Here is a 23,218-nt window from a genome sequence, read left to right as displayed (position 1 = left end):
ACCGGCGGGGGGGGGGCGCCCACACGGCTCAGTGACAGCGCCCCACACCGCGCGCACCCAGGGGGGTCGGTTTCGTTCGCGCGGGGTCGTCGCCGGCTTACAGCGGCGCCCCGGCCATCATCAGGCCCAGTTCGTCGCGCGGGGTATCCGACGGTACGACGCCGACCACCTTGCCGCGGTACATCACCGCGACCCGGTCCGCCAGCGCGGCGATCTCGTCCAGCTCCGTGGACACGATCAGGACCGCCGTACCGCGGTCGCGCTCCTCGACGATCCGGCTGTGCAGGAACTCGATCGAGCCGACGTCGACGCCGCGGGTGGGCTGCGAGGCGACCAGCAGCTTCAGCGGGCGGGACAGCTCGCGGGCCAGCACGACCTTCTGCTGGTTGCCGCCGGACAGCGACGACACCGGCAGGTGGATGCCCTGGGTGCGGATGTCGAACTCCGCCACCCGGGCTTCGGCGTTCTTGTCGATCTCGTCGGTCCGCAGGGCCGGCCCGTTGCCGAACGGGGCCTTCCGGAACAGGTCGAGGATCAGGTTCTCGGCGACCGTGAACGAGCCGACGAAGCCGTCGTGCGCCCGGTCCTCAGGGACGTACCCGATGCCGGCCTCCAGCCGGTACCGGGTGGACTTCCCGGTCAGGTCCTGACCGTCCAGGCTGATCCTTCCGGCTGCGATCTGCGTCAGCCCGAGCAGGGCCTCGGCGAGCTCGGTCTGGCCATTGCCCTGGACACCGGCCACCGCGAGGATCTCACCGCCCCGGACCTCCAGGTCGACCTCGTCGACGGCGGTGAACCCGCGCTCGTCGATCACGGTCAGGCCTTCGACCCGCAGTACGGCGTCCTTCGGCTCGGCCGGCTCCTTGTTCACCACCAGGTCGACCGCACGGCCCACCATCAGCTCGGCGAGCTCCGCCTCGGACGCCGACGGCTCGGCCTGGCCGACCACCTTGCCGCGGCGGATCACGGTGATCTTGTCCGCGATCGCCTGCACCTCTTTGAGCTTGTGGGTGATGAAGACGATCGACGTACCGTTCTCCTTGAGCTGGCGCATCACGCCGATCAGCTCGTCGATCTCGGCCGGCGTCAGCACCGCGGTCGGCTCGTCCAGGATCAGCACGCTGGCGTTGTTGGTGAGCGCCTTGATGATCTCCACCCGCTGCTGGACACCGACCGGGATGTCCTCGACCAGCGCCTCGGGGTCGACCTCGAAGCCGTACCGGTCGGACATCTCGGTGACCAGCGCGTGCGCCTTCTTGCGGTCCAGTACGCCGGCGCCGCGGGTGTTCTCGCGGCCGAGCATGATGTTCTCGGCGACCGTGAACACCGGGACCAGCATGAAGTGCTGGTGCACCATGCCGATGCCGTGCCGGATCGCGTCGCTCGGCGAGGTGATCGCCACCTTCTCGCCGTCGATCACGATCTCGCCCGAGTCGGGCTGCAGCAGCCCGTAGAGCATGTTCATCAGGGTGCTCTTGCCGGCCCCGTTCTCACCGAGCAGGCAGTGGATCTCGCCCGGCTCGATCACCAGGTCGATGTGGTCGTTGGCGACCAGCGAGCCGAAGCGCTTGGTCAGCCCGGAGAGCTCGAGATGCATGCGGGAGCCTTCCCTTCAGACGGCGAGCCAGGAAGGCCGGACCTGTGGGTCTGCCTTCCTGGCTCGCACCGTACTACGCCTGTGTGCGACGGTTCAGGATGCCTTGGGCTGAACCTTCGACTCGATGGTGATCTTGCCGCTGATGATGTCGGCCTTGATCTGGTCCAGCTCCGACTTCACGTCGGCCGGGACCTTGCTGTCGAAGTCGTGGAACGGCGCGATCGCCGTACCGTTGTTCTGCAGGGTGCCGGTGAACTGGGTGTTGTCGAACTTGTTGTCGACCACCGAGACCACCGCGTCCTTGACGGCGACGTCCATACCCTTCTCGACGCTGCTCATCAGGACGGAGCAGTACTCCTCGGCGCTCACGCAGCCGTCGGTGTCGACCCAGATCGCGTTCACCTTGCCGTTGCTGGCCTTGGCCGCCTGCAGGCCACCCAGACCCGACGGACCGGCCACCGGGAAGAGCACGTCAGCGCCCTGGGTGATCAGGTTCTGGGCGTTGTTCTGGCCCTTCGCCTTGTCCTCGAAGTCGCCGGTGAACAGGCCCTTCTGCTTCTGGTCGTCCCAGCCGAGCACCTGCACGTTCTTGCTCTTCTGCGTGTTGTAGTACCGCACGCCCTGGGCGAAGCCGTCCATGAAGATGGTCACGGTCGGGATCTGCAGACCACCGAACGTGCCGACCTTGCCGGACTTCGTCATCGCGGCGGCCAGGTACCCGGCCTGGAAGCTGGACTGCGCGGTGTTGAACAGCAGCGGCTTCAGGTTGGCGATCGGGGCCTTCGGCGCCGAGTCGACGATCGCGAACTTGATGTTCGGGTTCGCCTTCGCCGCCGCCTCGGTGGCGTCTTCGAGCTTGAAGCCGACCGCAACGATGACGTTGCACTTGGCGCTCACCATCGCGGTCATGTTGGTCGTGTAGTCGTTGTCCGACTTCGACTCGGCCTTGACCTCGGTCAGGCCCTTCTCCTTGACCGCGTCCTGCAGACCCTTGTACGAGGTCTGGTTGAACGACTTGTCGTCGAAGCCCCCTGAGTCGGAGACCATGCAGGCCTTGAAGTCCTTGTTGGCACTGCTGCCGCCTGCGTTGTTATCGGTCGGCTTGCTGCCACAAGCGGCAACGGCGAGCGTCAGCACGCCCACGATCGCCGTTCCCCGCACGTACTTCTTCACCGGACGTCTCCTTCGTCGACCAGATACGTTTACGGGCACGCCTTCCCCCGCGTGCCATTCGCAGACTATAGGGCGCGTCCCGGCCCGGATTGAACGTCGAGCGGACCTCGATACCGGAAAGTGACCGGCGTTTGCGTCACATTTCGACAACTTCTCCGGTACGGTCACCGCCCGCGCTGCCGAGATCACGGTGAGCACTCTCCGTGGCGACTTTCACCGAGCGTGTCCGTAATCCCGTCGTGATCCGCCTCGGCACTCTGCGCGGGCCCCCGGTCTCCGGGTGCAACAATCGCGGGATGAGTCATCAGTTGCTGGTCGCGGACATCCTGGCGCGCGTCGAGGCGGTGCGCGAGGACATGGTCGGCGTACGGCGCGACCTGCACGCCCACCCGGAGCTCGGGTGGCACGAGGTCCGGACGACCGAACTGCTCGAGAAGCGGCTCGTCGACGCCGGGCTGTCGCCGCGGGTGCTGCCGACCGGGACCGGGCTGATCTGCGACATCGGCGCCGGCGACACGTGCGTCGCGCTGCGGGCCGACATCGACGCGCTGCCGGTGCCCGACGGCGTGGACGCGCCGTGGCGGTCGACCATCGACGGAGTGGCGCACGCGTGCGGTCACGACGTACACACGTCCGCTCTGCTCGGGGCGGCGCTGGTGCTGGCCGGGATGGCGCGTGACGGGCAGCTGGACCGGAGGGTCCGGGTGATCTTCCAACCGGCCGAGGAGGTGATGCCGGGTGGCGCGCTCGGTGTCATCGCGGCCGGCGGGCTCGACGGCGTACGCCGTATTTACGGGCTGCACTGCGACCCGCGGCTCCAGGTCGGCCAGATCGGCCTCCGAGTCGGCGCGCTGACGGCCGCCGCGGACAAGCTGCTGGTGCGGTTGACGGGGCCGGGCGGGCACACGTCCCGGCCGCACCTGAGCGCCGACCTCGTCTACGCGCTCGCGAACCTGGTGACCGAGCTACCCGCGGCGCTGTCCCGCCGCATCGACCCGCGCGCCGGGATGTCCCTCGTCTGGGGGCGCATCACCTCCGGCTCCGCCGCGAACGCCATCCCGTCTCGTGGCGAGGCCGAGGGGACGCTGCGCTGCCTGGACGTCAACGCGTGGCGCCTCGCGGAACAACTCATCCCCGAACTCGCTGCGCAGATCGTCCTGCCGTACGGCGTGGAGGTCGACACCGAGGTCACCCATGGCGTCCCGCCCGTCATGAACGACGCCATCGCGATCAACGTGCTGCAGAACGCCGTACATCAGACGCTCGGATCGAGCGCGGTAGCCCCCACGGACCAGAGCCTCGGCGGCGAGGACTTCGGCTGGTACCTCGAACACATCCCCGGCGCGATGGCCCGCCTCGGCGTCCGCCCGCCAACCCTCGACACCACCGGCGACCTCCACACCCCCACCTTCACCCCCTCCGAAGAAGCCATCACCCTAGGCACCACCGTCCTCACCTCAACCGCCCTGCTGGACTAGGGCGTGGATACCGCGAGCTCACGCTCGACGTCGATGTCGCGGGTAGACGGTCCTGCAGATCACCAGTCGTGGAGATTGGTTGGCCACCCCGCACTCGAGTCGTGGAGCGAGGCTCTGAATTAGCGCCCATCTCCACGATTCGGTGTTGGGGTTAGAAGGTGTCGGCGGGGACGTATACGCCCCAGACGTCTCTTAGGGTGTTGCTGACTTCGCCTACGGTGGCTCGGGATTTTAGGGCTTGTTTCATGGGGTAGAGGCAGTTTTCGTTGCCTTGGGCAGCGGTTTTGAGGGCTGCCAGGGCTTCGTCGACGGCGGCCTGGTCGCGGGTGGCGCGGAGCGTGGTGAGGCGGTCGACCTGCTGGGCCTCGATGGCGGGGTCGACGCGGAGCGGCTCGTACGGCTCCTCCTCCGCGATCTTGAACTTGTTCATGCCGACCACCACACGTTCGGCCGCGTCGATCTCCTGAGCGATCTGGTACGCCGAGCGTTCGATCTCCTGCTTCTGGAAGCCCTTCTCGATCGCGGCGACCGCACCGCCGTACTCCTGCACCTGGTCCATCAGCTCGACCGCGGCGGCCTCGACCTCGTCGGTCAGCGACTCCACCACGTACGAGCCGGCGAACGGGTCGACGGTCGCGGTGATGTCGGTTTCGTACGCGAGCACCTGCTGCGTGCGGAGCGCGAGGCGGGCGGCCTTCTCGGTCGGGAGCGCGATCGCCTCGTCGTACGAGTTGGTGTGCAGGGACTGCGTTCCCCCGAGTACGGCGGCCAGCCCCTGGACCGCGACCCGGACGAGGTTCACCTCGGGCTGCTGCGCGGTCAACTGCACGCCCGCGGTCTGGGTGTGGAAGCGCAACATCTGCGACTTCGGATTGCGCGCCCCGAACTCGTCGCGCATCACCCGTGCCCAGATTCGCCGCGCGGCCCGGAACTTCGCGACTTCCTCGAGCAACGTCGTCCGGGCGACGAAGAAGAACGACAGCCGCGGCGCGAACTCGTCCACGTCCAGACCCGACGCAACCGCGGCGCGGACGTACTCGATCCCGTTCGCCAGCGTGAACGCGATCTCCTGCGCGGGCGTCGCGCCGGCCTCGGCCATGTGGTAGCCGGAGATCGAGATCGTGTTCCAGCGCGGCAACTCCGCCTGGCAGTACGCGAAGATGTCGCTGATCAGCCGCAGCGACTCCTTCGGCGGGTAGATGTAGGTCCCGCGGGCGATGTACTCCTTCAGTACGTCGTTCTGGATCGTGCCGGTGAGCTTGTCACCGGAAACGCCCTGCTCCTCGGCGACCAACTGGTACAGCAACAGAAGCACCGACCCCGGCGCATTGATCGTCATCGACGTCGACACCTGGTCCAGCGGGATCTTGTCGAACAGCACCCGCATGTCGTCGATCGAGTCGATCGCCACCCCGACCTTGCCGACCTCGCCGTGCGCGATCGGCGCGTCGGAGTCGTACCCCATCTGGGTCGGCAGGTCGAACGCGACCGAGAGGCCCATCGTGCCGTGATCGATCAGCTGGTGGTACCGCTGGTTCGACTCGGCCGCCGTCCCGAACCCGGCGTACTGGCGCATGGTCCAGGGCCGCTGCGTGTACATCGTCGGGTACACGCCACGGGTGTACGGGTACTGCCCCGGCTCGCCCAGCTGCGTCGCGGCGTCGAACCCGTCGAGCGGCCCGTACACCGGCGAGAACTCGAACCCCGACTCGCTGCGATGACTCATCCTCCAACGGTATTCCGAACCATTGCCGCACTGGTATGCACGACCGGGTGAGATCGAGCACGCCACAGTCCGCTCACTCTCAGCTATTGACTAGTGATCTGAGTCACAGGACGCTGCCCTGGTATGCACCGTCGACCGGGGAGGGGCGACATGCGCAGAACTCCTGTTCTCATCGCGGTAATGGCCGTCGTAGCGGGGGCTTTCGCCACAGGGCAGGCAGCAACAGCGGTACCGGGCCAGGGTAAGGACGGCCTGGAGGTGTACGTCGGCGATCTGACCGCACAAGAAGTGCAGAAGGTCGTGGACATCGGAGTTGACCGTTCGGATCTGGCGACCGGCCGGGGCGCGGACGGGAAGACCAAGGTCGAGGTCGTCATCTCGAAGCGGCAGGCTGCGAAGCTCCGCTCGGACGGCGTCGACCTGAAGGTGAAGAAGGTCAAGGGGCGGGACGCCTCCGAGGAGGCCGCTCGGCTGACCGCGGCGGGACCGACAGTGTTCCGCCCGTACAGCGGGACCGGCGGTCTGCAGGCCGAGCTGACCCAGACAGCGGCCGCGAACCCAGGCCTCGCCAAACTCGTCACCATCGGTACGACGAGACAGGGCAAGCCGATCGTCGCGGTGAAGGTGACCAAGGACGCCCGGCAGTCGACCGACGGCTCGCGGCCGTCGGTGCTGTATGCCGGCACTCAGCACGCCCGCGAGTGGATCACGCCGGAGATGGTGCGGCGGCTGATGCACTACGTCATCGACGGGTACGGGAAGAACGCCGACATCACCAAGCTGGTGAACTCCACCGACCTCTGGTTCCTGCCGGTGGCCAACCCGGACGGCTACGACTACACGTTCGTCGGCGACCGGTTGTGGCGCAAGAATCTGCGCGACAACAACGGCGACGGGCAGATCGCCCCGGGCGACGGCGTCGACCTGAACCGGAACATGGCGACCAAGTGGGGTTACGACAACGAGGGTTCGTCGCCCGACCCGAGCAGCGAGACGTATCGCGGTCCGGCCCCGGCGTCCGAGCCGGAGACGAAGGCCCTCGACGGCCTGTTCCAGCGTGTCCATTTCACCGAGATGATCAACTACCACTCGGCCGCCGAACTCCTGCTGTACGGCGTCGGCTGGCAGGTGAGCACGCCCTCGCCGGACGACGTGATCTCCGAGGCGATGGCCGGCGACGACGCGAATCCCGCCGTACCCGGCTATGACCCGGACATCTCCGCCGAGCTCTACACGACCAACGGGGAGACCGACGGGCACGCGTCGGCGAAGTACGGAACGATGGCGTTCACGCCGGAGATGTCGACGTGTGAGACCGCGTCGGCGTCGGACCCGAACGACCAGTGGCGGCCCGAGGACTGCGTCAGCGTCTTCAGCTTCCCGGACGACGAGCGCCTGATCCAGGCCGAGTTCACCAAGAACATCCCGTTCGCGCTGTCCGTCGCGAAGTCGGCCAAGGACCCGGACGACCCGGTGTCGGTGGTCGGCAAGAAGGCCGCGGATCTGGTGATCGACCCGTTCGCGGTCTCGTACGGCACCACGCAGCCGGTCGCGGTGATCGCGAAGCGGGCGTTGAAGAACCTGCGCATCAACTACCGCGTCAACGGCGGCGACCCGATCACCGACAAGGCGTCGGAGTGGAAGGGCGGCGAGCGGTACGGCAACACCGACAACAACTACTACGCCGAGTTCCGCGGCACGGTTCGCAGTACCAGACCTGGCGACTCGGTCGAGGTGTGGTTCACCGGTAACAAACCGGGGACCGGCGCGGTGGCCAGCCAGCACTTCACCTACCGCGTCGCGACCGACATCGGTGGGAAGGTGCTGATCCTGGCGGCCGAGGACACCACCGGCGCGAGCCCGGTGCAGGGCGTCGCGACGGCGAAGTACGCCGACAAGTACGCCGCCGCACTGACCGCGGCCGGGATCACGTCCGACGTGTACGACGTGGACGCGAACAACCGGACCGCACCGCACCCGCTGGGCGTGCTGTCGCACTACAAGGCGATCGTCTGGGAGACCGGCGACGACGTCATCACGCGGAAGACCGGCCAGCCTGCCGGTACGGCGGCCGAACTGGCGCTCGACCTGGAACTGTCGGTCCGCGACTACCTCAACGAGGGCGGCAAGCTGCTGTACACGGGTAAGTACGCCGGCTTCGCGAGCAACGCGGACGGGGCGTACTACTACAACCCGTTCCAGGAGCAGCAAGGCGAGTGCACGACGCCAGGTGCGTACCCGTGTCTGCCGTTGCTGAACGACTTCGAGCAGTACTGGCTCGGGGCCTATACCTTCATCGACAACAGCGGTACCGCGAATGGTGACCCGGTCCCGATCAAGGGTGTCTCGGGCGCCTTCAACGGGTTCGACGGGACGCTCAACGGCGGCGACTCGGCGAACAACCAGAACCACACCGGGGCCTTCGTCCTGACGTCGAGCGTGCTTCCACCCGCCCAGTTCCCGCAGTTTGCGAGCTCGGCGCCGTTGAAGTGGCAGCGGCCCGGCGGTGACCCGTACGAGCCGTTCACGGGTTCGCGGTACGTCTACAGCCAGCAGGCGAACATGAGCTACAAGCGGCTGGCCAAGACCGTTGATCTGACCGGGTCCACGAGCGGTTCGCTGTCGTTCAAGTTCTCCTACGACACCGAGGCGAACTGGGACTACGTGATGGTCGAGGCGCACACCGTCGGCCAGGACGACTGGACGACGCTGCCCGACGTCAACGGCCACACGACGCAGAGCACCGGCCAGAGTTGCCCGGCCGGCTGGGTGCAGCAGTTGCACCCGTTCCTCGCCCACTACCAGGGCGCCGATTGTTCAGCCAGCGGTACCACCGGCGCCTGGAACGCGTCCTCGGGCTCGAGCGCGGGCTGGCAAGACTGGAAGGTCGACCTGACGCCGTACGCCGGTCACCAGGTCGAACTGTCGATCACCTATGTGAGTGACTGGTCGACCCAGGGCCTCGGGTCCTTCGTCGACGACGCCACGATCACGAAGGACACCGGCACCGAGGCGACCTCGTTCGAGACCGACCTCGGCGGCTGGACGGTGCCGGGCGCACCGGCCGGCACGGCCGCGAACCCGAACGACTGGGTCCGCACCACGACCGCCTTCGACGAGGGCGCCGGCGTCACCACACCGGACACGGTGTACCTCGGCTTCGGCGCCGAGGGCCTCACAACGCAGGCGATGCGCACCGACCTGGTCCGCCGGTCGATGGCCCACCTGTTCAACGCGCCGTAACTTCGGTGAATCGTCACTGACAGGCGGCCGTCCCGGTCACAGCGACCCGGGGCGGCCGCCGAACCCTTGGCGTTGGTCTGGCCACACACCGAACGCCTCCCGTCGGCAACCTGAAGGACACTTCAAATCCCAGCATCCGTCGACAGGGCATCGACGCGGTGTCACGAGAGCGTCGCCCAGGGTTCATGCGCGGTGAGGAACCTTCGAGATGTGCGAATCGTGATGGTGGCCGAAACCTTCCTGCCGCAGATCAATGGCGTGGCGAACACGGCTCGCCACGTCGCCGACCGGCTGCGTGCCCGCGGACACGAGCTGCTCATCATCGCGCCCGGACCGGGCCCCGACACCTACGCCGACGTCCCGGTCCTGCGGGCGCGGAGCTTCCGCACGCCGGGGTACAAGGAGTACCCGGTCGGTCTGCCGGACCCGTCGATCGAGCGGGCGATGGCCGACTTCAAGCCGGACCTGGTGCACCTCGCCTCACCGTTCATCATCGGTGCCTACGGACTGCGCGCGGCCCGCAGGCTCGGCGTCCCGACGGTCGCGATCTTCCAGACCGACATCGCCGGCTTCGCCCGTCAGTACCCCTGGTACGCCGCCGCGGACCGCGGCATCTGGCGCTGGGTGAGCCGCACGCACTCGCGCGCCGACCGCACGCTCGCGCCGTCGACCTCGGCCGTCGACTCGCTCGTGCAGCGCGGTGTGCCGCGGGTCTACCGCTGGGGCCGCGGCGTGAACCTGGACCTGTTCGACCCGAAGCACCGCGACGAGGACTGGCGTCGGGAGATCTCCCCGGACGGCAAGCCGATCGTCGGGTACGTCGGCCGGCTGGCCGCGGAGAAGAAGGTTCGACGGCTCGCCGAACTGACCGACCTGGACTGCCGGATCGTGATCGTCGGCGACGGTCCGGACCGGGCCGCACTGGAGCACGCGTTGCCAACGGCAACCTTCCTCGGGATGCGCCGCGGCACCGACCTGGCGTCGATCTTCGCCGGTCTGGACGTGTTCGTGCACACCGGCGAGCACGAGACGTTCTGCCAGACGATCCAGGAGGCGCAGGCCTCCGGCGTCGCGACTGTCGGCCCGGCCGCGGGCGGTCCGCTCGATCTGATCCACCCGGGCGAGAACGGGTTGCTGTTCGAACCCGGTCGGCCCGGTTCGCTGCGGAGCGCCGTACAGACGCTGCTCGAGCACCCGACGGCACGCGGGCGGATGGCCGCCAATGGTCTGGAACGCGTGCAGTCGCGCACGTGGCCGGCCGTCGTCGACGACCTGGTCGACCGGCACTACACCGAGGTACTCCGCGACGCGGCGGCCGTACGGCGGGTCGCATGAGCTCGTTGCGGATCGCCCAGCTGGCCAATTTCGTTGGTCCGACTTCCGGTGGGATGCGGACCGCGATCGAGCAGATCGGTCAGGGGTACGTCGAGGCCGGCGTGGACCGGATGGTGATCACACCGGGCGAGCGGGACGAGGTGGTCGAGACCGAGTTCGGCACCGTCGTTCGCGTGAAGGCGCCGAAGGTGAGTGGCGGCTACCGGTTGATCACGACGCCGTGGAACGTGGTCGACGTACTGAAGAAGTTCCGGCCGACGACGGTGGAGATCTCCGACAAGTCGACGCTGCTCCCGGTCGCGCGCTGGGCCCGCAAGAACGACATCGGCACCGTGCTGTTCAGCCACGAACGTCTGGACGCGATGCTGGCACTGGGTGCGGCCCGTCCGGGTCAGCTCGGCGGGCACGACGTACTGCGTCCCGGACGGATGCTCGGCGAGATCAGCCAACGCACCAGCCGCTGGACCGGCGAGAGCGTCCAGCGCCGGGCCGAGGGTGTGAAAGCCAGCCAGCTGCACGTGGTCGCCACCGTCGCGGCGCTCTACCGGATCCTCAGCCGGACGTACGACGCGGTCGTGGTCACGTCCCGGTACGCGGCGGCCGAGTTCGACGAGGTGACGACGCCGCTCGTCCGGATCCCGCTCGGGGTCGACCTCGACACCTTCCACCCGTCGCTCGGTGCGCCGGCCGACGACGGCGTACTCAAACTGGTGCACGCCGGCCGACTCTCGCGGGAGAAGAGCCCGCACCTCGCAGTCGCGACGGCGGCCGAGCTGCACCGCCGGGGCGTGAACCTGCGGATGGACGTGTACGGCACCGGCCCGCACCTCGACGAGCTACTCGAGATCGCCGGCGACGCGCCCGTCACCTTCCACGGGTACGTCGACGGTCGCCAGACGCTGGCCAAGCACCTCGCCGAGGCCGACATCGCACTGTCCGTCTGCCCCGGCGAGACTTTCGGCCTGGCCGTCCTCGAAGCACTCGCCGCCGGTACGCCGGTGGTGACCGCCAACACCGGCGGCGCCCGCGAACTCGTCGACGAGGCCTGCGGCCGCTGGGCCGCCGCCAACCCCGCCGCACTGGCCGACGCGGTCCTCGACCTGTCCCAAATCCCCCACCGCAGAGCCGCAGCCCGCCGACGCGCCGAGCTCTACGACTGGAACACCTGCACCCGCCACATGCTCGCCCTCCACACCCGCCTGGCCCAAACCCGCATCGCGGCCTAGCGAACGGCAGCTCGACAGGACGTGTCGCCTATTCTGGCGCCTTCCGAGGCCCGGCTGAGCGTGGCCCGCGGGCCTAGTGGACCTATACGTACTGTCGAGCTGCCGCCGTCAGGTGAGGTGGTCGTAGTCGCCGCGGACCCAGGCGGCGTGGCGGTCGGCGGAGCGGCGTACGACGGCTTTGGCGTCGACGGGGATCGAGGCGCCGAAGTTGTTGTAGAGGCGGTCGTAGGTGAACGGGTCGAGGGAGCGGGCCACTCGGTCGACGACGGCGCCGGACAGTGGGATGCGGTTCGGGTAGCTGCGCATGAAGCTGACCGAGGTGCGGTCCGGGTTGGCGAAGATGGTGTCGCCGGAGAGGATCGCTCCCTTGCCCTCGGCACCGTCTGCCCAGTGCACGACGGCGCTGCCCGGGAAGTGACCGCCGGGTTGGAGAACGGTCACTCCTGGTAGCGGGGTGAGTTCGCCGGCCCAGGTCTTGATCACCGGGTCCTGGCGGGCGACCCACTCGCGGTCGGCCTCCGCGACGTACACCGGCACGTTGCCGAGACGGTGGCTCCACTCGACCTGGACGCCGTACATGTGCGGGTGGCTGGCGATGATCGCGACCACCTCGCCGAGTTCTGAGACCCGGCGTACGGCGTCGTCGTCCAGGTAACCGATCGGGTCCCAGAGCAGGTTGCCGGCGGACGTTGTCACCAGCATCGACTGCTGCCCGATACCGACCGGCGGCTTCGAGCGGACGCCGTACAGGCCGGGCTCGACCTCGTCGATCGTCACCTCGGTGCCGGCCGCGGCCAGCTCCTCGAGTGTGGTCCAGTGCTGTCCGTCGGCGGGCACCCACTGGCGCTCGTCGGCGCAGATCGCGCACACCTCGACCTGTTCGGAGTGCTCGACCGCACAGGTCGCACAGATCCAGAAACTCACCGTAGTTCTCCCCTCGCAGCGGTAACCGCCAGTGTTTTCGTTCAAGCTCGGTTGAAGTCAAGAGCATCGGAGGCGCACCGTCGAGGGCCATTCGGGCAGCGCTGCCCTGGGCCACCGACGCGACCGATTTCACACCTTTCCGGACATTTCCGGGTCGGCTGCGGGACTAGCATCGAAACGGCCTGGTGTCCGCCAGGTTCGGAACTCCGATCGGAGGATCGGTTTGCCCAGCAAACCAGCCGGCACGCTCTACCGTGGCCGGGAGGGCATGTGGTCATGGGTCGCGCACCGGATCACCGGTGTCGGGATCTTCTTCTTCCTGCTGGTGCACGTGCTGGACACCGCACTCGTCCGGGTCTCGCCGCACGCGTACAACGAGGTCATCGGCACCTACAAGAACCCGGTCGTCGGCCTGCTCGAGGTCGGGCTGGTGGCGGCGATCCTGTTCCACGCGTTCAACGGCATCCGGCTGATCCTGGTGGACTTCTGGGCCAAGGGCCCGCGCTACCAGCGGCAGCTGATGATCGGTGTCGGCGTGCTCTGGGTGGTGCTGTTCGTGCCGTTCGTCATCCGGCACCTGACCCACGTGTTCGGAGGCTGAGATGTCGGAAAACACCCCTGCCATCGCGGCACCACGGTCCAGCTCCCGCGCCCGCTCGCTGAAGGGTGGCGGCCGGAGCCGTTCGGGCCGGACCAACTTCGAGCTCTACAGCTGGCTGTTCATGCGGCTGTCCGGGCTCGCCCTCGTCATCCTCGTGCTCGGGCACCTGTTCGTGAACCTGATGCTCGGCGGCGGGATCACCGCGCTCGACTTCGGTTTCGTGGCCGGCAAGTGGGCCAACCCGCTGTGGCAGGTCTGGGACCTGCTGATGCTGTGGCTGGCGATGCTGCACGGCACCAACGGCCTGCGCACGATCGTCAACGACTACGCCGAGAAGGACCAGACCCGGTTCTGGCTGAAGGCCCTGCTGATCACGGCCGCGGTCGTGATCGTCGTCCTCGGCACCCTGGTGATCTTCACCTTCGACCCCTGCCTCGACCCCAACTCCACGTTGTCGGTCTGCAAATAGTAAGGACGTCATGCAGGTCCATCAGTACGACGTAATCATCGTCGGCGCGGGCGGCGCCGGAATGCGCGCGGCCCTCGAGTCCAGCAAGCGGACCCGGACCGCCGTACTCACCAAGCTCTACCCGACCCGGTCGCACACCGGCGCGGCCCAGGGCGGCATGTGTGCCGCGCTGGCCAACGTCGAGGAGGACAACTGGGAGTGGCACACCTTCGACACCGTCAAGGGTGGCGACTTCCTGGTCGACCAGGACGCGGCCGAGGTGATGTGCAAGGAGGCCGTGGACGCGGTCCTCGACCTGGAGAAGATGGGCCTGCCGTTCAACCGGACGGCCGAGGGCAAGATCGACCAGCGCTTCTTCGGTGGTCACACCCGCAACCACGGTGAGGCCGTCGTACGCCGGTCCTGCTTCGCCGCGGACCGCACCGGTCACATGATCCTGCAGACGCTGTACCAGCAGTGCATCAAGCAGAACGTCGAGTTCTTCAACGAGTACTACGTGCTCGACCTGCTGATGACCGACGGCAAGGCGAGCGGTGTGGTGGCCTACGAGCTGGCCACCGGCGAGCTGCACGTGTTCTCCGCGAAGTCGGTGATCTTCGCGTCCGGCGGGTTCGGCAAGGTGTTCCGGACCACGTCCAACGCGCACACGCTGACCGGTGACGGCATGGGCATCGTGTGGCGCAAGGGCCTGCCGCTGGAGGACATGGAGTTCTTCCAGTTCCACCCGACCGGCCTGGCGGGTCTCGGCGTACTGCTGTCGGAGGCGGCCCGTGGTGAGGGCGGCATCCTGCGGAACAAGGACAACGAGCGGTTCATGGAGCGCTACGCGCCGACCGTGAAGGACCTCGCGCCGCGGGACATGGTCGCCCGCGCGATGGCCAACGAGGTCCGCGAGGGCCGCGGCTGCGGTCCGGACGGCGCGTACGTGATGCTCGACCTGACCCACCTGGAGCCCGCGCACATCGACGCGAAGCTGCCGGACATCACCGAGTTCGCCCGTACCTACCTGGGCGTCGAGCCGTACACCGAGCAGATCCCGGTGTTCCCGACCGCGCACTACGCGATGGGCGGCATCCCGACCAACATCAAGGGCGAGGCGCTGGCCAACAACGACGACGTGATCCCCGGCCTGTACGCCGCGGGTGAGGTCGCCTGCGTCTCGGTGCACGGTGCGAACCGGCTGGGTACCAACTCGTTGCTCGACATCAACGTGTTCGGCCGGCGGGCCGGGATCGCCGCCGCGGAGTACGCCGAGACCGCCAGCTTCGAAGAGCTGCCCGCGGAGCCCGAGAAGTACGTCGTCGACCTCGTCGAGGGACTGCGGAACTCCACCGGCGAGGAGCGGATCGCCGCGATCCGGTTCGACCTGCAGGCCACGATGGACCTGAACGCGCAGGTGTACCGGACCGAGGGCTCGCTCAAGCAGGCGCTGGTCGACATCGAGGCGCTCAAGCAGCGGTTCGCCAACGTCGCAGTACAGGACAAGGGCAAGCGGTTCAACACCGACCTGCTCGAGGCGGTCGAGCTCGGGTTCCTGCTCGACCTGGCCGAGGTCCTGGTGGCCGGCGCGCTGGCCCGCAAGGAGTCCCGCGGCGGGCACTTCCGCGAGGACTACGACAAGCGCGACGACGTGAACTTCATGCGGCACACGATGGCGTACCGCGAGGTCGATGCCGAGGGCAACGTGAACATCCGGCTCGACTACAAACCGGTCGTCCAGACCCGCTACAAGCCGATGGAGCGCAAGTACTGATGGACGTCAAGGTCAAGATCCTCCGGTACAACCCCGAGGTCGTCGACGAGGCCGAGTGGAAGACGTACTCCGTCACGCTGGAGCCGACCGACCGGGTGCTGGACGCGCTGCACAAGATCAAGTGGGAGCAGGACGGCACGCTGACCTTCCGGCGGTCCTGCGCACACGGGGTCTGCGGCTCGGACGCGATGCGGATCAACGGCCGCAACCGGCTCGCCTGCAAGACCCTGATCAAGGACCTGAACCCGGACAAGGAGATCACCGTCGAGCCGATCAAGGGGCTCGCGGTGCTCAAGGACCTGGTCGTCGACATGGACCCGTTCTTCGAGGCGTACCGCTCGGTGATGCCGTTCCTGGTCACCAGCGGTCACGAGCCGACCCGGGAGCGGATCCAGTCCCAGGCCGACCGGGACCGGTTCGACGACACCACCAAGTGCATCCTGTGCGCCGCCTGTACGACGTCCTGCCCGGTGTTCTGGTCCGACGGCCAGTACTTCGGTCCGCAGGCGATCGTCGGCGCGCACCGGTTCATCTTCGACAGCCGTGACGAAGGCACCGAGCAGCGGCTGGAGATCCTGAACGACAAGGAAGGCGTCTGGCGCTGCCGGACCACCTTCAACTGCACCGACGCCTGCCCCCGCGGCATCGAGGTCACCAAGGCCATCCAGGAAGTGAAGCGAGCGCTGATCTTCCGCCGCGTGTGAGCGGGGTGCGGCCCGAGGGCCGTGCCGCGTTTGCACCCGGTTTCGCATAAGATTCGGTCGCCGACCTGACCCCCGATCGGGGGACTCATCTGCGCCCGGGGGTGATCGTGCAGCGCCTGCGTGAGGTCTTCGACCGCTTCTACCGTCGGCTGGTGGAGCTGTTGGAGCGTTGTGGCCTACCCCGCAGCATGCCGCCGCTGCTCGTCCTCGGCATTCTCGCCGCCACGACCTCCGTCGTTCTCGCGGCGACGCTGTGGTCCACGCACCGCAGCGGCGCCGACGACGGTCCGGTGGCGATCGAGCCGGCCGCCGCCGGAAGCCCCGGTACCGCGGTGGTGACCGCCGACCGGGCCCAGGTGCTGTCGATGACGATGGTCACCCGGAACCGCTGGGCGGCCGGCTGGTCCGATTGCACCAGCGGCCCGAACTGCAAGTACGCCGCGGTCATCGACCGGGACGGCGCCCGCGCGACCGCGCCGGAGTGGCCGGTGCCGTACGCGACGCTGAAGTCCGGCGACGAGGCGATCGCGGTCGCCCCGCCGCGCGAGGGCACGCTGACCGGCGACTCGACGATGATGTTCCGGCTCACGTACGACAGCCCGGTGCTGACCCGGCTGCGGTACCGGCTGTCCACCTCGACGTTCCACACCGGCGAGATCCTCACCGACCGGATCGTGCCGGGCCGGATCGTGGTAGTGAACCCGGAGGAGTCGACGGTCCGGATGCTCGACACCCGCGGTACCCGGTCCCCAGTCTGCGACGCCACCGGCCGCTGCTGGATGCTGACCGGGATCGGCCGCACCGACATCATCTGGACCGACGACGGCGGCAAGACCTGGGGCACGCACGGACTCGACCGGCACAACCAGCTCGGCAAGCTCGCCGTCAGCCCGGACGGCCGCACGGTGGTGATGACCTCGGTCCTGGTCGGCGACACCGGGGAGACCGTCGCGGGGATGCAGATCTCCACCGACCGCGGCGCGAACTGGAAGCAGGTCAAGAGCCCGCCGCCGAGCCTGAACGCGCCACCGCTCGCGTTCGACGACGGTACGGCGCTGATGCTCGGCGGGCGCCCGAACGACCGCCCGCGGCTGTACCGCGTCCGCGACGGGGTCGCCAAGCTGGACCGCGGCTACCCGGGGGATCTCGCGATGCTGTCCGGCGACGAGCACCTGATGTACGGGTTCGAGGTCCCGAAGCGCCGTACCACCGAGGTCGTGCTGAGCGAGGACGAAGGCGCCAGCTGGACCAAGTTCGCGCCTCGCTAAGGCTCAGTGGTGCATGGCGGCGCCCTTGGTGATCTTGTCGACGGCGTTCTTCGGGCCGTAGAACGCGATCCCGACCAGATCCAGCGCGGCGGTCGGAACCGCCCGCACCGCGGCCCGGTTGTCCCGGTCGTTGCCGGTGGCAAACAGATCCTGGGTGAACACCGAGTGCTCGACCTCGCGCCGCAGCGCCCGCTCGTGCGCGGTGGCCATGAACTCCTTGGACCCCTCGAACACCATCACCGGCTGCCGGAACATCGGCAGGTACCGCGTCCCGTCCGCGTCCTCGTACGGCTCCCCCACCACCTCGGGATGCGTCCCGGCAATCCCACTCACCAGAAACGCCGTCACATTCAACCGCTGCCACACCGCCAGGTCGTCCCGCAACAACACAGCAATCTTCGTCTCGAACTTGATCGGCTCATCCACCCCCCGATCCTCCAGCCCCCGCCACCCCCAGGTCTTGTACGTTCTAAACCTCTCAGCCCATGTCACCAACCAGCGCGCGAGCTCTGGTGGGTGGGGACAGGATCTTGTGGGTGGAGACCTGTAATACCAGGTCTCCACCCACCAGTTCCTGACACCGGCCCCGTCAGTTCGCGATGCGCGGGCGGTTGGCGGCGGGAGGTACGGCGTACGTCGAGAAGCGCGGGCTTGGGAAGAGCCGGCGCGGGACCGGGACCGGCGTGGGAGCCGCCTCTCGCGCCGGCTGGGGCCGTCGACGGGTGACTGGGGAAGGTTGCGCACCTGAATCGACCAGTAGAGCTCCCCGGTTGGCGGGAACAGACGGTGGCCAGCGGCCGGCTTCTCAGGTGTTGGTGATCTTGGTTAGGAGGGTGGCGCGTTCGAACTGCTCCCGATACCGGGCATCTCCCGCAGCTGGAGAGTCCCGGGCTGCTTCTGGCAGGTTCTCAGCAGTACGGTGGGTTTGAGGTGACTGCTGTGCAGACGCGGAGGAACAGGTTGAACAGTCGGTAGAGCTGCAGCATCTCGCCCTCCACCACGACCGTCCGGTCGTCCCGTCGGCTCACGCCCGGGATGGCGGTCAGGTGAGAGGCGACCGAGGCCGACTGCCAGCGAACCGCGAGCGTCCGGAGACCAGCGGCGGTCGCCGGTGCCTTGAGGTCACCGAGGGCTTCGGCGGTGGTCGTCTCGATCGCCGCCTGCGCTTCGGCGACGGGCACGAGCTGGGCGGCGAAGCGGTCCTTGGCGAACTTGACCGGTACAGTCGCGGCCGCCGGATCCCAGGCCTTCATCTCGTCGCACGCGGCGTCGTCGCCGGTCAGCACCGCCACTGGCGCCCCATAAGCAGCCGCGGCCGCGTGGAACAGCCCGATCTCGCCGGTCACCCGGTCGTCGAGCCAGATGTCCTCGATCTCGTGCCCCATGAAGCTGTGACTCAGTACGCCGAGCACGCCCGCCCGCGCGTGGAACCCGACGCACAGCACGGCGTCGTACTCCGAACTCAGCCCCTCCATCATCCCCATCGGCTTCGGCCGGCCCTTGATCAGCCGGGCCCGCGGGTCGAGCAGGTCCGGGAGCAGGTTGCGCATCGGGCCGTGCGCGTCGTTCACCAGGACGGCGGTGGCACCGGCCGCGTACGCGCCGCGGACGGCGGCGTTCACATCCTCGGTCATCAGTACCCGGCCGCGTTCGTAGTCCCGTCCGGGCGGCTGTACGTCCTCCGCGTCGACGAGTCCGGTGACGCCTTCCATATCCGCGCTCACATAGACCTTCACAAGCAGCAGCGTATGTTCTAACCATGAGCGGCGGCGCCGAGGTCCGGGCGTGGCGACCTGGACTGGCCGGGGTCGTCGAAGTGCTGCACGCCCACTTCCCGTCGCACGCGTACCCGAGCCACACCCACGACGCGTGGACCGTGCTGATCGTCGACGAGGGCGCCGTCCGGTATGACCTGGACCACCGCGAGCACGGCCTCGCCCAGGCGCAGGTCTCACTGCTCCCGCCGCACGTGCCGCACGACGGGCGTTCGGTCCGCCCCGAGGGTTTCCGCAAGCGAGTGCTCTACCTGGCCCCTGACCGACTCGGCGACCACCTGATCGGCGCGGCCGTCGATCAGCCGGAGTACGTCGACCCGCTGCTGCGCCACCGCATTCACCAGTTGCACGGCGTACTCCTGGACGGGCAGGAGGATCTCGAGGCGCAGAGCCGGCTCACTCTGATCGAGGAGCGACTCGGGCAGCACCTGCGGCGCCACGTGATCGCACCACCCGATCGGTACGACGTCGGGGTCGCCTCGCGACTGCGCGACGTACTGGACGCCAACGTGCCCGACGGGATCACGCTGGAGGACGCCGCGCAATTGGTGCACGCTCATCCGGCGCATCTGGTGCGCGCGTTCAGCCGGGAGTACGGGATGCCGCCGCACCGGTACCTGACCGGGCGGCGGGTCGATCTGGCGCGGCGGTACCTGCTCGACGGGTACCCGGCCGCGGAGGTGGCGTCGCTGGCCGGGTTCTACGACCAGTCACACCTGACGCGGCACTTCCGGAAGATGCTCGGGGTCACACCTGCGAGTTTTGCGGCGGGCTGACCTTCGCTGCCTTGTACGCGCGGACTCCCCAGGTGCCGAGCAGCGCCGCGATCAGCAGATTCACGATGATCAGGATCGTGTGCGCGACGTAGTACCCGGTCGGACGTCCTTCGGTGTCCAGCAGTGCCTTGATGAAACGCACGTAGGTGACGACGTTCCAGACCGCGATGGCGAGCAGGATCAGAGCGTGTTTCCGTTCGAGCTTCACCTAACTATTGTGACTCGGGCGGTCCACCATGCGGAGCAGCTGGGTCCGGTTCGCCACACCGAAGCGGCGGTAGAGGCGGGTCAGCTGGGACTCGACCGCCTTCACCGACAGGTACAGCGCCGCGGCGATCTCGCGGTTCGTGGACCCGTCGCGGACCATCGAGACGATCTGTTGCTCGTTGTCAGTCAGCTCCGAGGGCTGCCGGCTCCGGCTCGGTACGTCGAGTCGCGCGAGCTCGGTCTCGGCCACCTCCCGCCACGCGGGCGCGCCGTACGCCTCGAACTGCTCGATCGCGTCCAGGAACGCGGTCCGCGCGACCGAGCGGCGCCGGGCCTGCCGGGCGACTCGGCCGCGGGTGAGTTCGCAGCGTGCGAGGTCCAGCGGGTAAACCCGATCGCCCGCCGTACCGATCATGGTCTCCAGCAGGTCGAGTGCCGCGGCCGGGTCACCCTGCTTGGCGATCAGCAACGCCTCGGCGCGGTCCAGGCCGATCGCGATCACGGCGCGGTCGAGGTTGGCGGCGCGGGTGCGGATCTCAGCGATCAGCGCGGCCGCGTCGTCCAGGCGCCCGGCTGCGACCAGGGCCTCCGCATAATCGGCGTGCCACGGGATCACCGCCGGGTCGTACGGCATCGCGGCCTCGCCCGACTCCGCGATCGCGTCGAACGCCTCGACCGCGCGCTGCGGGTCGCCGGTCAGCACACCGATCTGCCCGAGGCTGGCCAGAGCGGGCCCGGTCCACTCGTCGTTCCCGACCAGGCGGACCCCGTCCAGCGCGGCCTCGGCGAGCTGCCGGCCCGCGGCCGCCGTACCACCGGCCCACTCGGCGCGGCTGGCGATGATCAGACCGACTTCGGGCTCGTCTCCGATGTCCTGCATCAGCTGGTGGCACTCGTGTCCGGCGGCCAGCGCGTCGGCGCCGCGTCCGCTGCGCTCGTAGATCGCGGTCGCCGAGATCAGCGCGGACGCCAGCCAGCGCATGGCGCCCTGGTCGCGGACCTCTTCGACCAGCGCGTTGATCGCGATGATCGCCCGATCGGTGCGGCCGAGGAACAACTCCTGCATCGCGGCCATCTGCCGCGCGTTCACCACGGTCCGCGTTAGCGGCAGACCGTTCGCCAGCTCAGCGGCCTGTTGCAGTACGTCGTCCGCGGACTCGCCCGCGTCGCGAGCCATCAGGACCGAACTGGCCGCGCTCAACGCATCAACAACCGCCTCGGTGTCACCGGCCTCACGCGCCAGCGCCTCGGCGATCCGAGCGTCCTCCTGCGCGTCGTCGAGACTGCGGTCGAAGTAGTGGCTGTGACTGCGCTCGATCCGCACCCGCGCCTCGAGCCGCTGATCCCCCGCGGCCGCGGCGAACGCCTCGGCCAGCAACTCAACGCGCCGCTCCCGCTCCGGCCACACCGCGTCCGCGCACAGCAGCAGCGCCGGCACCTTCGTCTCCGGCGTCCGTGCAGCCTGTACGGCGAGGCGCGCCACGTCGGCCGATTCGGCCAGGTGACCCGCCGCCGCGGCGTCATCCGAGGCCCGGGTCAGTCGGCGCGCCCGCTCGTCCGGCTCGGTGCTCGGCGTCCGATCGGCGCTCAGCCGCCACAGAGTCGCGGCGGCACCCGGAGCTCCTCGCCCAGCGGCAACCGCTGCGGCTTCCTCGATGGCGCCTGCCAACTCCGCGTCGGCCGCCTGCGTGGCGAGGGCCCGGTGGGTAGCGTTCTCGACCGGTTCGTCGACCACGGCAGCCAGTTGGGCGTGCGCCTGCCGACGGGCGGCCGACGTTGCCTCGGCGTACACGAACTCGCGCAGCAATGGGTGGCTGAAGCGCAGGCGCTCGGCGGAGACGTCGATCAGACCGAGCGTCTCGGCCGCGGCCAGGTCGGTGTCGATCGGGCGGCCGAGGGACCGGGCGAGCTGGGTCGTGGTCGGGCGCGGTGACGACGCGGCGTGCAGGAGCAGCTCGTGGGTGCCGGGTGTGAGGTCGGCGAGTCGCTCACCCAGCAGGGTCTTGAGCCGGCTGGAGACCGGGAGCGGGTCGTTGGGCGAGACGCTCTTCGGATGCCGCAGTACGGCCCGGCCGAGTTCCAGCGCCATGAACGGGTTGCCGGCGCTGGCGGCGAAGATCCGGCGCGCGGTTCGCACCGGGAGCGGACTGGACAGCCGCTGGCGGAGCAGACCGAGGACGTCCGGCTCGGTCAGCGGCGGTACCTCGAGCTGGAGGACCGGCTCGGGGCACGCGTCGACCATCATCGGCAGGTCGCCGTCGGCCACCTGTTCGGTAGCGAGCATGTGCACGCCCTCGGAGAGCCGGCGGGCGCAGAAGGTCAGCACCTCGAGGCTGGACGGATCCACCCATTGGATGTCGTCGACGACCAGCAGGACCGGGCCGGTCGTGGCGAGCCGGCGCAGTACATGCAGTACGGCGAGCCGCACCGCGAGCTCGTCACGGACCGTGTCGGGGGCACTCGCCTTGAGCAGGGCGACCTCGAGCGGCTGACGGAGGTGGTCCGGCAGCACCTGCCAGGCGAAGTCGAGCTGGCTGGACAGCAGGTCGAGCAGCGTGACGTACGGGAGACCGGCCTCGGAGTTCGACGGGGCGGCACTCAGGATCCGGCAGCCTCTCCGGCCACGGTCCGCGACCAGCGCCCGGCCGAGCGCCGACTTGCCGATACCGGTCGGGCCATAGAGCAGCACGCTGCCGCTGGTCTCGAGCTGCTTGGTGGCACGCTCGACCAGCCCGGCACGCCCGACCAGCTCGTCGTCAGTCATCCATCTCCTCGAAGGATTACCTTCGCCGATTATCACAGCCAATGACCGCTCGACACGGCGAGTGTCACATGAGGAAAGTTTCTGGTCACCATCCTGTCACCGACTGCTGCCCAGATCCGAGCAGTCGCGGCGGCACGATCGTGCCGGGGCACCGGATGGTCTCCGAACGACTTCGAGCCCCCACCAACTTTTCACACCG

At 68.5% G+C, this 23,218-nt stretch carries 18 protein-coding genes; 10 read left to right on the top strand and 8 right to left on the bottom strand.

Going from position 1 to position 23,218, the window contains the following annotated elements; translation table 11 throughout:
- Positions 1-97: 97 nt before the first annotated feature.
- Both ACWGID_RS26390 and ACWGID_RS26385 read right to left on the bottom strand, forming a co-directional pair.
- Positions 98-1,597, bottom strand: coding sequence for an ABC transporter ATP-binding protein (locus ACWGID_RS26390; RefSeq protein WP_452200880.1), 1,500 nt, complete (start codon positions 1,595-1,597; stop codon positions 98-100).
- Between the two features lie 93 nt (positions 1,598-1,690).
- On the bottom strand, positions 1,691-2,770 hold the full coding sequence (locus ACWGID_RS26385; protein ID WP_452200878.1) for a BMP family lipoprotein: 1,080 nt from the start codon (positions 2,768-2,770) through the stop codon (positions 1,691-1,693).
- A 296-nt stretch (positions 2,771-3,066) separates the two neighbouring features.
- On the opposite strand from ACWGID_RS26385, the gene ACWGID_RS26380 reads away from it, so the two are divergent.
- The gene (locus ACWGID_RS26380; protein WP_452200876.1) at positions 3,067-4,248 is read left to right on the top strand and encodes an amidohydrolase; all 1,182 of its coding nucleotides are present in this window, start codon (positions 3,067-3,069) and stop codon (positions 4,246-4,248) included.
- 151 nt (positions 4,249-4,399) lie between these two features.
- Here ACWGID_RS26380 and ACWGID_RS26375 read toward each other — a convergent pair whose 3' ends face one another.
- Positions 4,400-5,974, bottom strand: a complete 1,575-nt coding sequence (locus tag ACWGID_RS26375; protein WP_452200874.1) for an acyl-CoA mutase large subunit family protein — start codon at positions 5,972-5,974, stop codon at positions 4,400-4,402.
- 150 nt (positions 5,975-6,124) lie between these two features.
- On the opposite strand from ACWGID_RS26375, the gene ACWGID_RS26370 reads away from it, so the two are divergent.
- The 3 genes from ACWGID_RS26370 to ACWGID_RS26360 all read left to right on the top strand — a co-directional run bounded on the left by ACWGID_RS26370 (position 6,125) and on the right by ACWGID_RS26360 (position 11,778).
- Positions 6,125-9,217, top strand: a complete 3,093-nt coding sequence (locus ACWGID_RS26370) for a M14 family zinc carboxypeptidase (RefSeq protein ID WP_452200872.1) — start codon at positions 6,125-6,127, stop codon at positions 9,215-9,217.
- A 210-nt stretch (positions 9,218-9,427) separates the two neighbouring features.
- The gene (locus ACWGID_RS26365; RefSeq protein WP_452200870.1) at positions 9,428-10,552 is read left to right on the top strand and encodes a glycosyltransferase family 4 protein; all 1,125 of its coding nucleotides are present in this window, start codon (positions 9,428-9,430) and stop codon (positions 10,550-10,552) included.
- Positions 10,549-11,778 (top strand): glycosyltransferase, encoded by a 1,230-nt coding sequence (locus tag ACWGID_RS26360; RefSeq protein WP_452200868.1) that lies wholly within the window; start codon positions 10,549-10,551, stop codon positions 11,776-11,778. Before ACWGID_RS26365 ends, ACWGID_RS26360 begins: the two co-directional genes overlap by 4 nt.
- Before the next feature lie 108 nt (positions 11,779-11,886).
- Here ACWGID_RS26360 and ACWGID_RS26355 read toward each other — a convergent pair whose 3' ends face one another.
- Complete coding sequence (locus ACWGID_RS26355) at positions 11,887-12,702, bottom strand: MBL fold metallo-hydrolase (RefSeq protein WP_452200866.1); 816 nt, start codon at positions 12,700-12,702, stop codon at positions 11,887-11,889.
- A gap of 223 nt (positions 12,703-12,925) precedes the next feature.
- On the opposite strand from ACWGID_RS26355, the gene sdhC reads away from it, so the two are divergent.
- The 5 genes from sdhC (at position 12,926) to ACWGID_RS26330 (ending at position 17,497) form a co-directional block, all read left to right on the top strand.
- Positions 12,926-13,303: a succinate dehydrogenase, cytochrome b556 subunit gene (sdhC, locus tag ACWGID_RS26350; RefSeq protein WP_344237808.1), complete on the top strand. Its 378-nt coding sequence runs from the start codon at positions 12,926-12,928 to the stop codon at positions 13,301-13,303.
- Between the two features lies 1 nt (position 13,304).
- Positions 13,305-13,772, top strand: coding sequence for a succinate dehydrogenase hydrophobic membrane anchor subunit (locus tag ACWGID_RS26345; protein ID WP_452200865.1), 468 nt, complete (start codon positions 13,305-13,307; stop codon positions 13,770-13,772).
- Positions 13,773-13,782: 10 nt separating this feature from the next.
- Entirely contained in the window at positions 13,783-15,525 is a 1,743-nt protein-coding gene (gene sdhA / locus ACWGID_RS26340; protein ID WP_452200863.1) for a succinate dehydrogenase flavoprotein subunit, read from the top strand.
- Complete coding sequence (locus ACWGID_RS26335; protein ID WP_387663305.1) at positions 15,525-16,229, top strand: succinate dehydrogenase iron-sulfur subunit; 705 nt, start codon at positions 15,525-15,527, stop codon at positions 16,227-16,229. The genes sdhA and ACWGID_RS26335 overlap by 1 nt, the downstream gene beginning before the upstream one ends.
- Before the next feature lie 107 nt (positions 16,230-16,336).
- Positions 16,337-17,497, top strand: coding sequence for a WD40/YVTN/BNR-like repeat-containing protein (locus ACWGID_RS26330; protein ID WP_452200860.1), 1,161 nt, complete (start codon positions 16,337-16,339; stop codon positions 17,495-17,497).
- A 3-nt stretch (positions 17,498-17,500) separates the two neighbouring features.
- Here the strand turns inward: ACWGID_RS26330 and ACWGID_RS26325 are convergent, their stop codons facing one another.
- Both ACWGID_RS26325 and ACWGID_RS26320 read right to left on the bottom strand, forming a co-directional pair.
- On the bottom strand, positions 17,501-17,923 hold the full coding sequence (locus ACWGID_RS26325; protein WP_452200858.1) for a DUF2000 family protein: 423 nt from the start codon (positions 17,921-17,923) through the stop codon (positions 17,501-17,503).
- A 482-nt stretch (positions 17,924-18,405) separates the two neighbouring features.
- On the bottom strand, positions 18,406-19,233 hold the full coding sequence (locus ACWGID_RS26320) for a M55 family metallopeptidase (RefSeq protein WP_452200857.1): 828 nt from the start codon (positions 19,231-19,233) through the stop codon (positions 18,406-18,408).
- A gap of 23 nt (positions 19,234-19,256) precedes the next feature.
- Between ACWGID_RS26320 and ACWGID_RS26315 the strand changes: the two genes are divergently transcribed.
- Positions 19,257-20,048, top strand: a complete 792-nt coding sequence (locus ACWGID_RS26315) for an AraC family transcriptional regulator (RefSeq protein WP_452200855.1) — start codon at positions 19,257-19,259, stop codon at positions 20,046-20,048.
- On the opposite strand, the gene ACWGID_RS26310 is transcribed toward ACWGID_RS26315, so the two are convergent.
- The gene (locus tag ACWGID_RS26310; RefSeq protein ID WP_452200853.1) at positions 20,020-20,256 is read right to left on the bottom strand and encodes an SCO4848 family membrane protein; all 237 of its coding nucleotides are present in this window, start codon (positions 20,254-20,256) and stop codon (positions 20,020-20,022) included. The genes ACWGID_RS26315 and ACWGID_RS26310 overlap by 29 nt on opposite strands.
- Positions 20,257-23,019: an AAA family ATPase gene (locus tag ACWGID_RS26305; RefSeq protein WP_452200851.1), complete on the bottom strand. Its 2,763-nt coding sequence runs from the start codon at positions 23,017-23,019 to the stop codon at positions 20,257-20,259.
- Positions 23,020-23,218: the final 199 nt, after the last annotated feature.

Source organism: Kribbella sp. NPDC054772, assembly GCF_053611945.1.
This window is presented reverse-complemented; position numbering and strand designations above follow the sequence as displayed.

Bases quoted from the DNA above. Each gene is read 5' to 3' on its own strand.
- sdhA (WP_452200863.1), top strand. From the start codon at position 13,783: ATGCAGGTCCATCAGTACGACGTAATCATCGTCGGCGCGGGCGGCGCC.
- ACWGID_RS26345 (WP_452200865.1), top strand. From the start codon at position 13,305: ATGTCGGAAAACACCCCTGCCATCGCGGCACCACGGTCCAGCTCCCGC.
- ACWGID_RS26375 (WP_452200874.1), bottom strand. From the start codon at position 5,974: ATGAGTCATCGCAGCGAGTCGGGGTTCGAGTTCTCGCCGGTGTACGGG.
- ACWGID_RS26380 (WP_452200876.1), top strand. From the start codon at position 3,067: ATGAGTCATCAGTTGCTGGTCGCGGACATCCTGGCGCGCGTCGAGGCG.
- ACWGID_RS26335 (WP_387663305.1), top strand. From the start codon at position 15,525: ATGGACGTCAAGGTCAAGATCCTCCGGTACAACCCCGAGGTCGTCGAC.
- ACWGID_RS26390 (WP_452200880.1), bottom strand. From the start codon at position 1,597: ATGCATCTCGAGCTCTCCGGGCTGACCAAGCGCTTCGGCTCGCTGGTC.
- ACWGID_RS26305 (WP_452200851.1), bottom strand. From the start codon at position 23,019: ATGACTGACGACGAGCTGGTCGGGCGTGCCGGGCTGGTCGAGCGTGCC.
- ACWGID_RS26370 (WP_452200872.1), top strand. From the start codon at position 6,125: ATGCGCAGAACTCCTGTTCTCATCGCGGTAATGGCCGTCGTAGCGGGG.
- ACWGID_RS26315 (WP_452200855.1), top strand. From the start codon at position 19,257: ATGAGCGGCGGCGCCGAGGTCCGGGCGTGGCGACCTGGACTGGCCGGG.
- ACWGID_RS26360 (WP_452200868.1), top strand. From the start codon at position 10,549: ATGAGCTCGTTGCGGATCGCCCAGCTGGCCAATTTCGTTGGTCCGACT.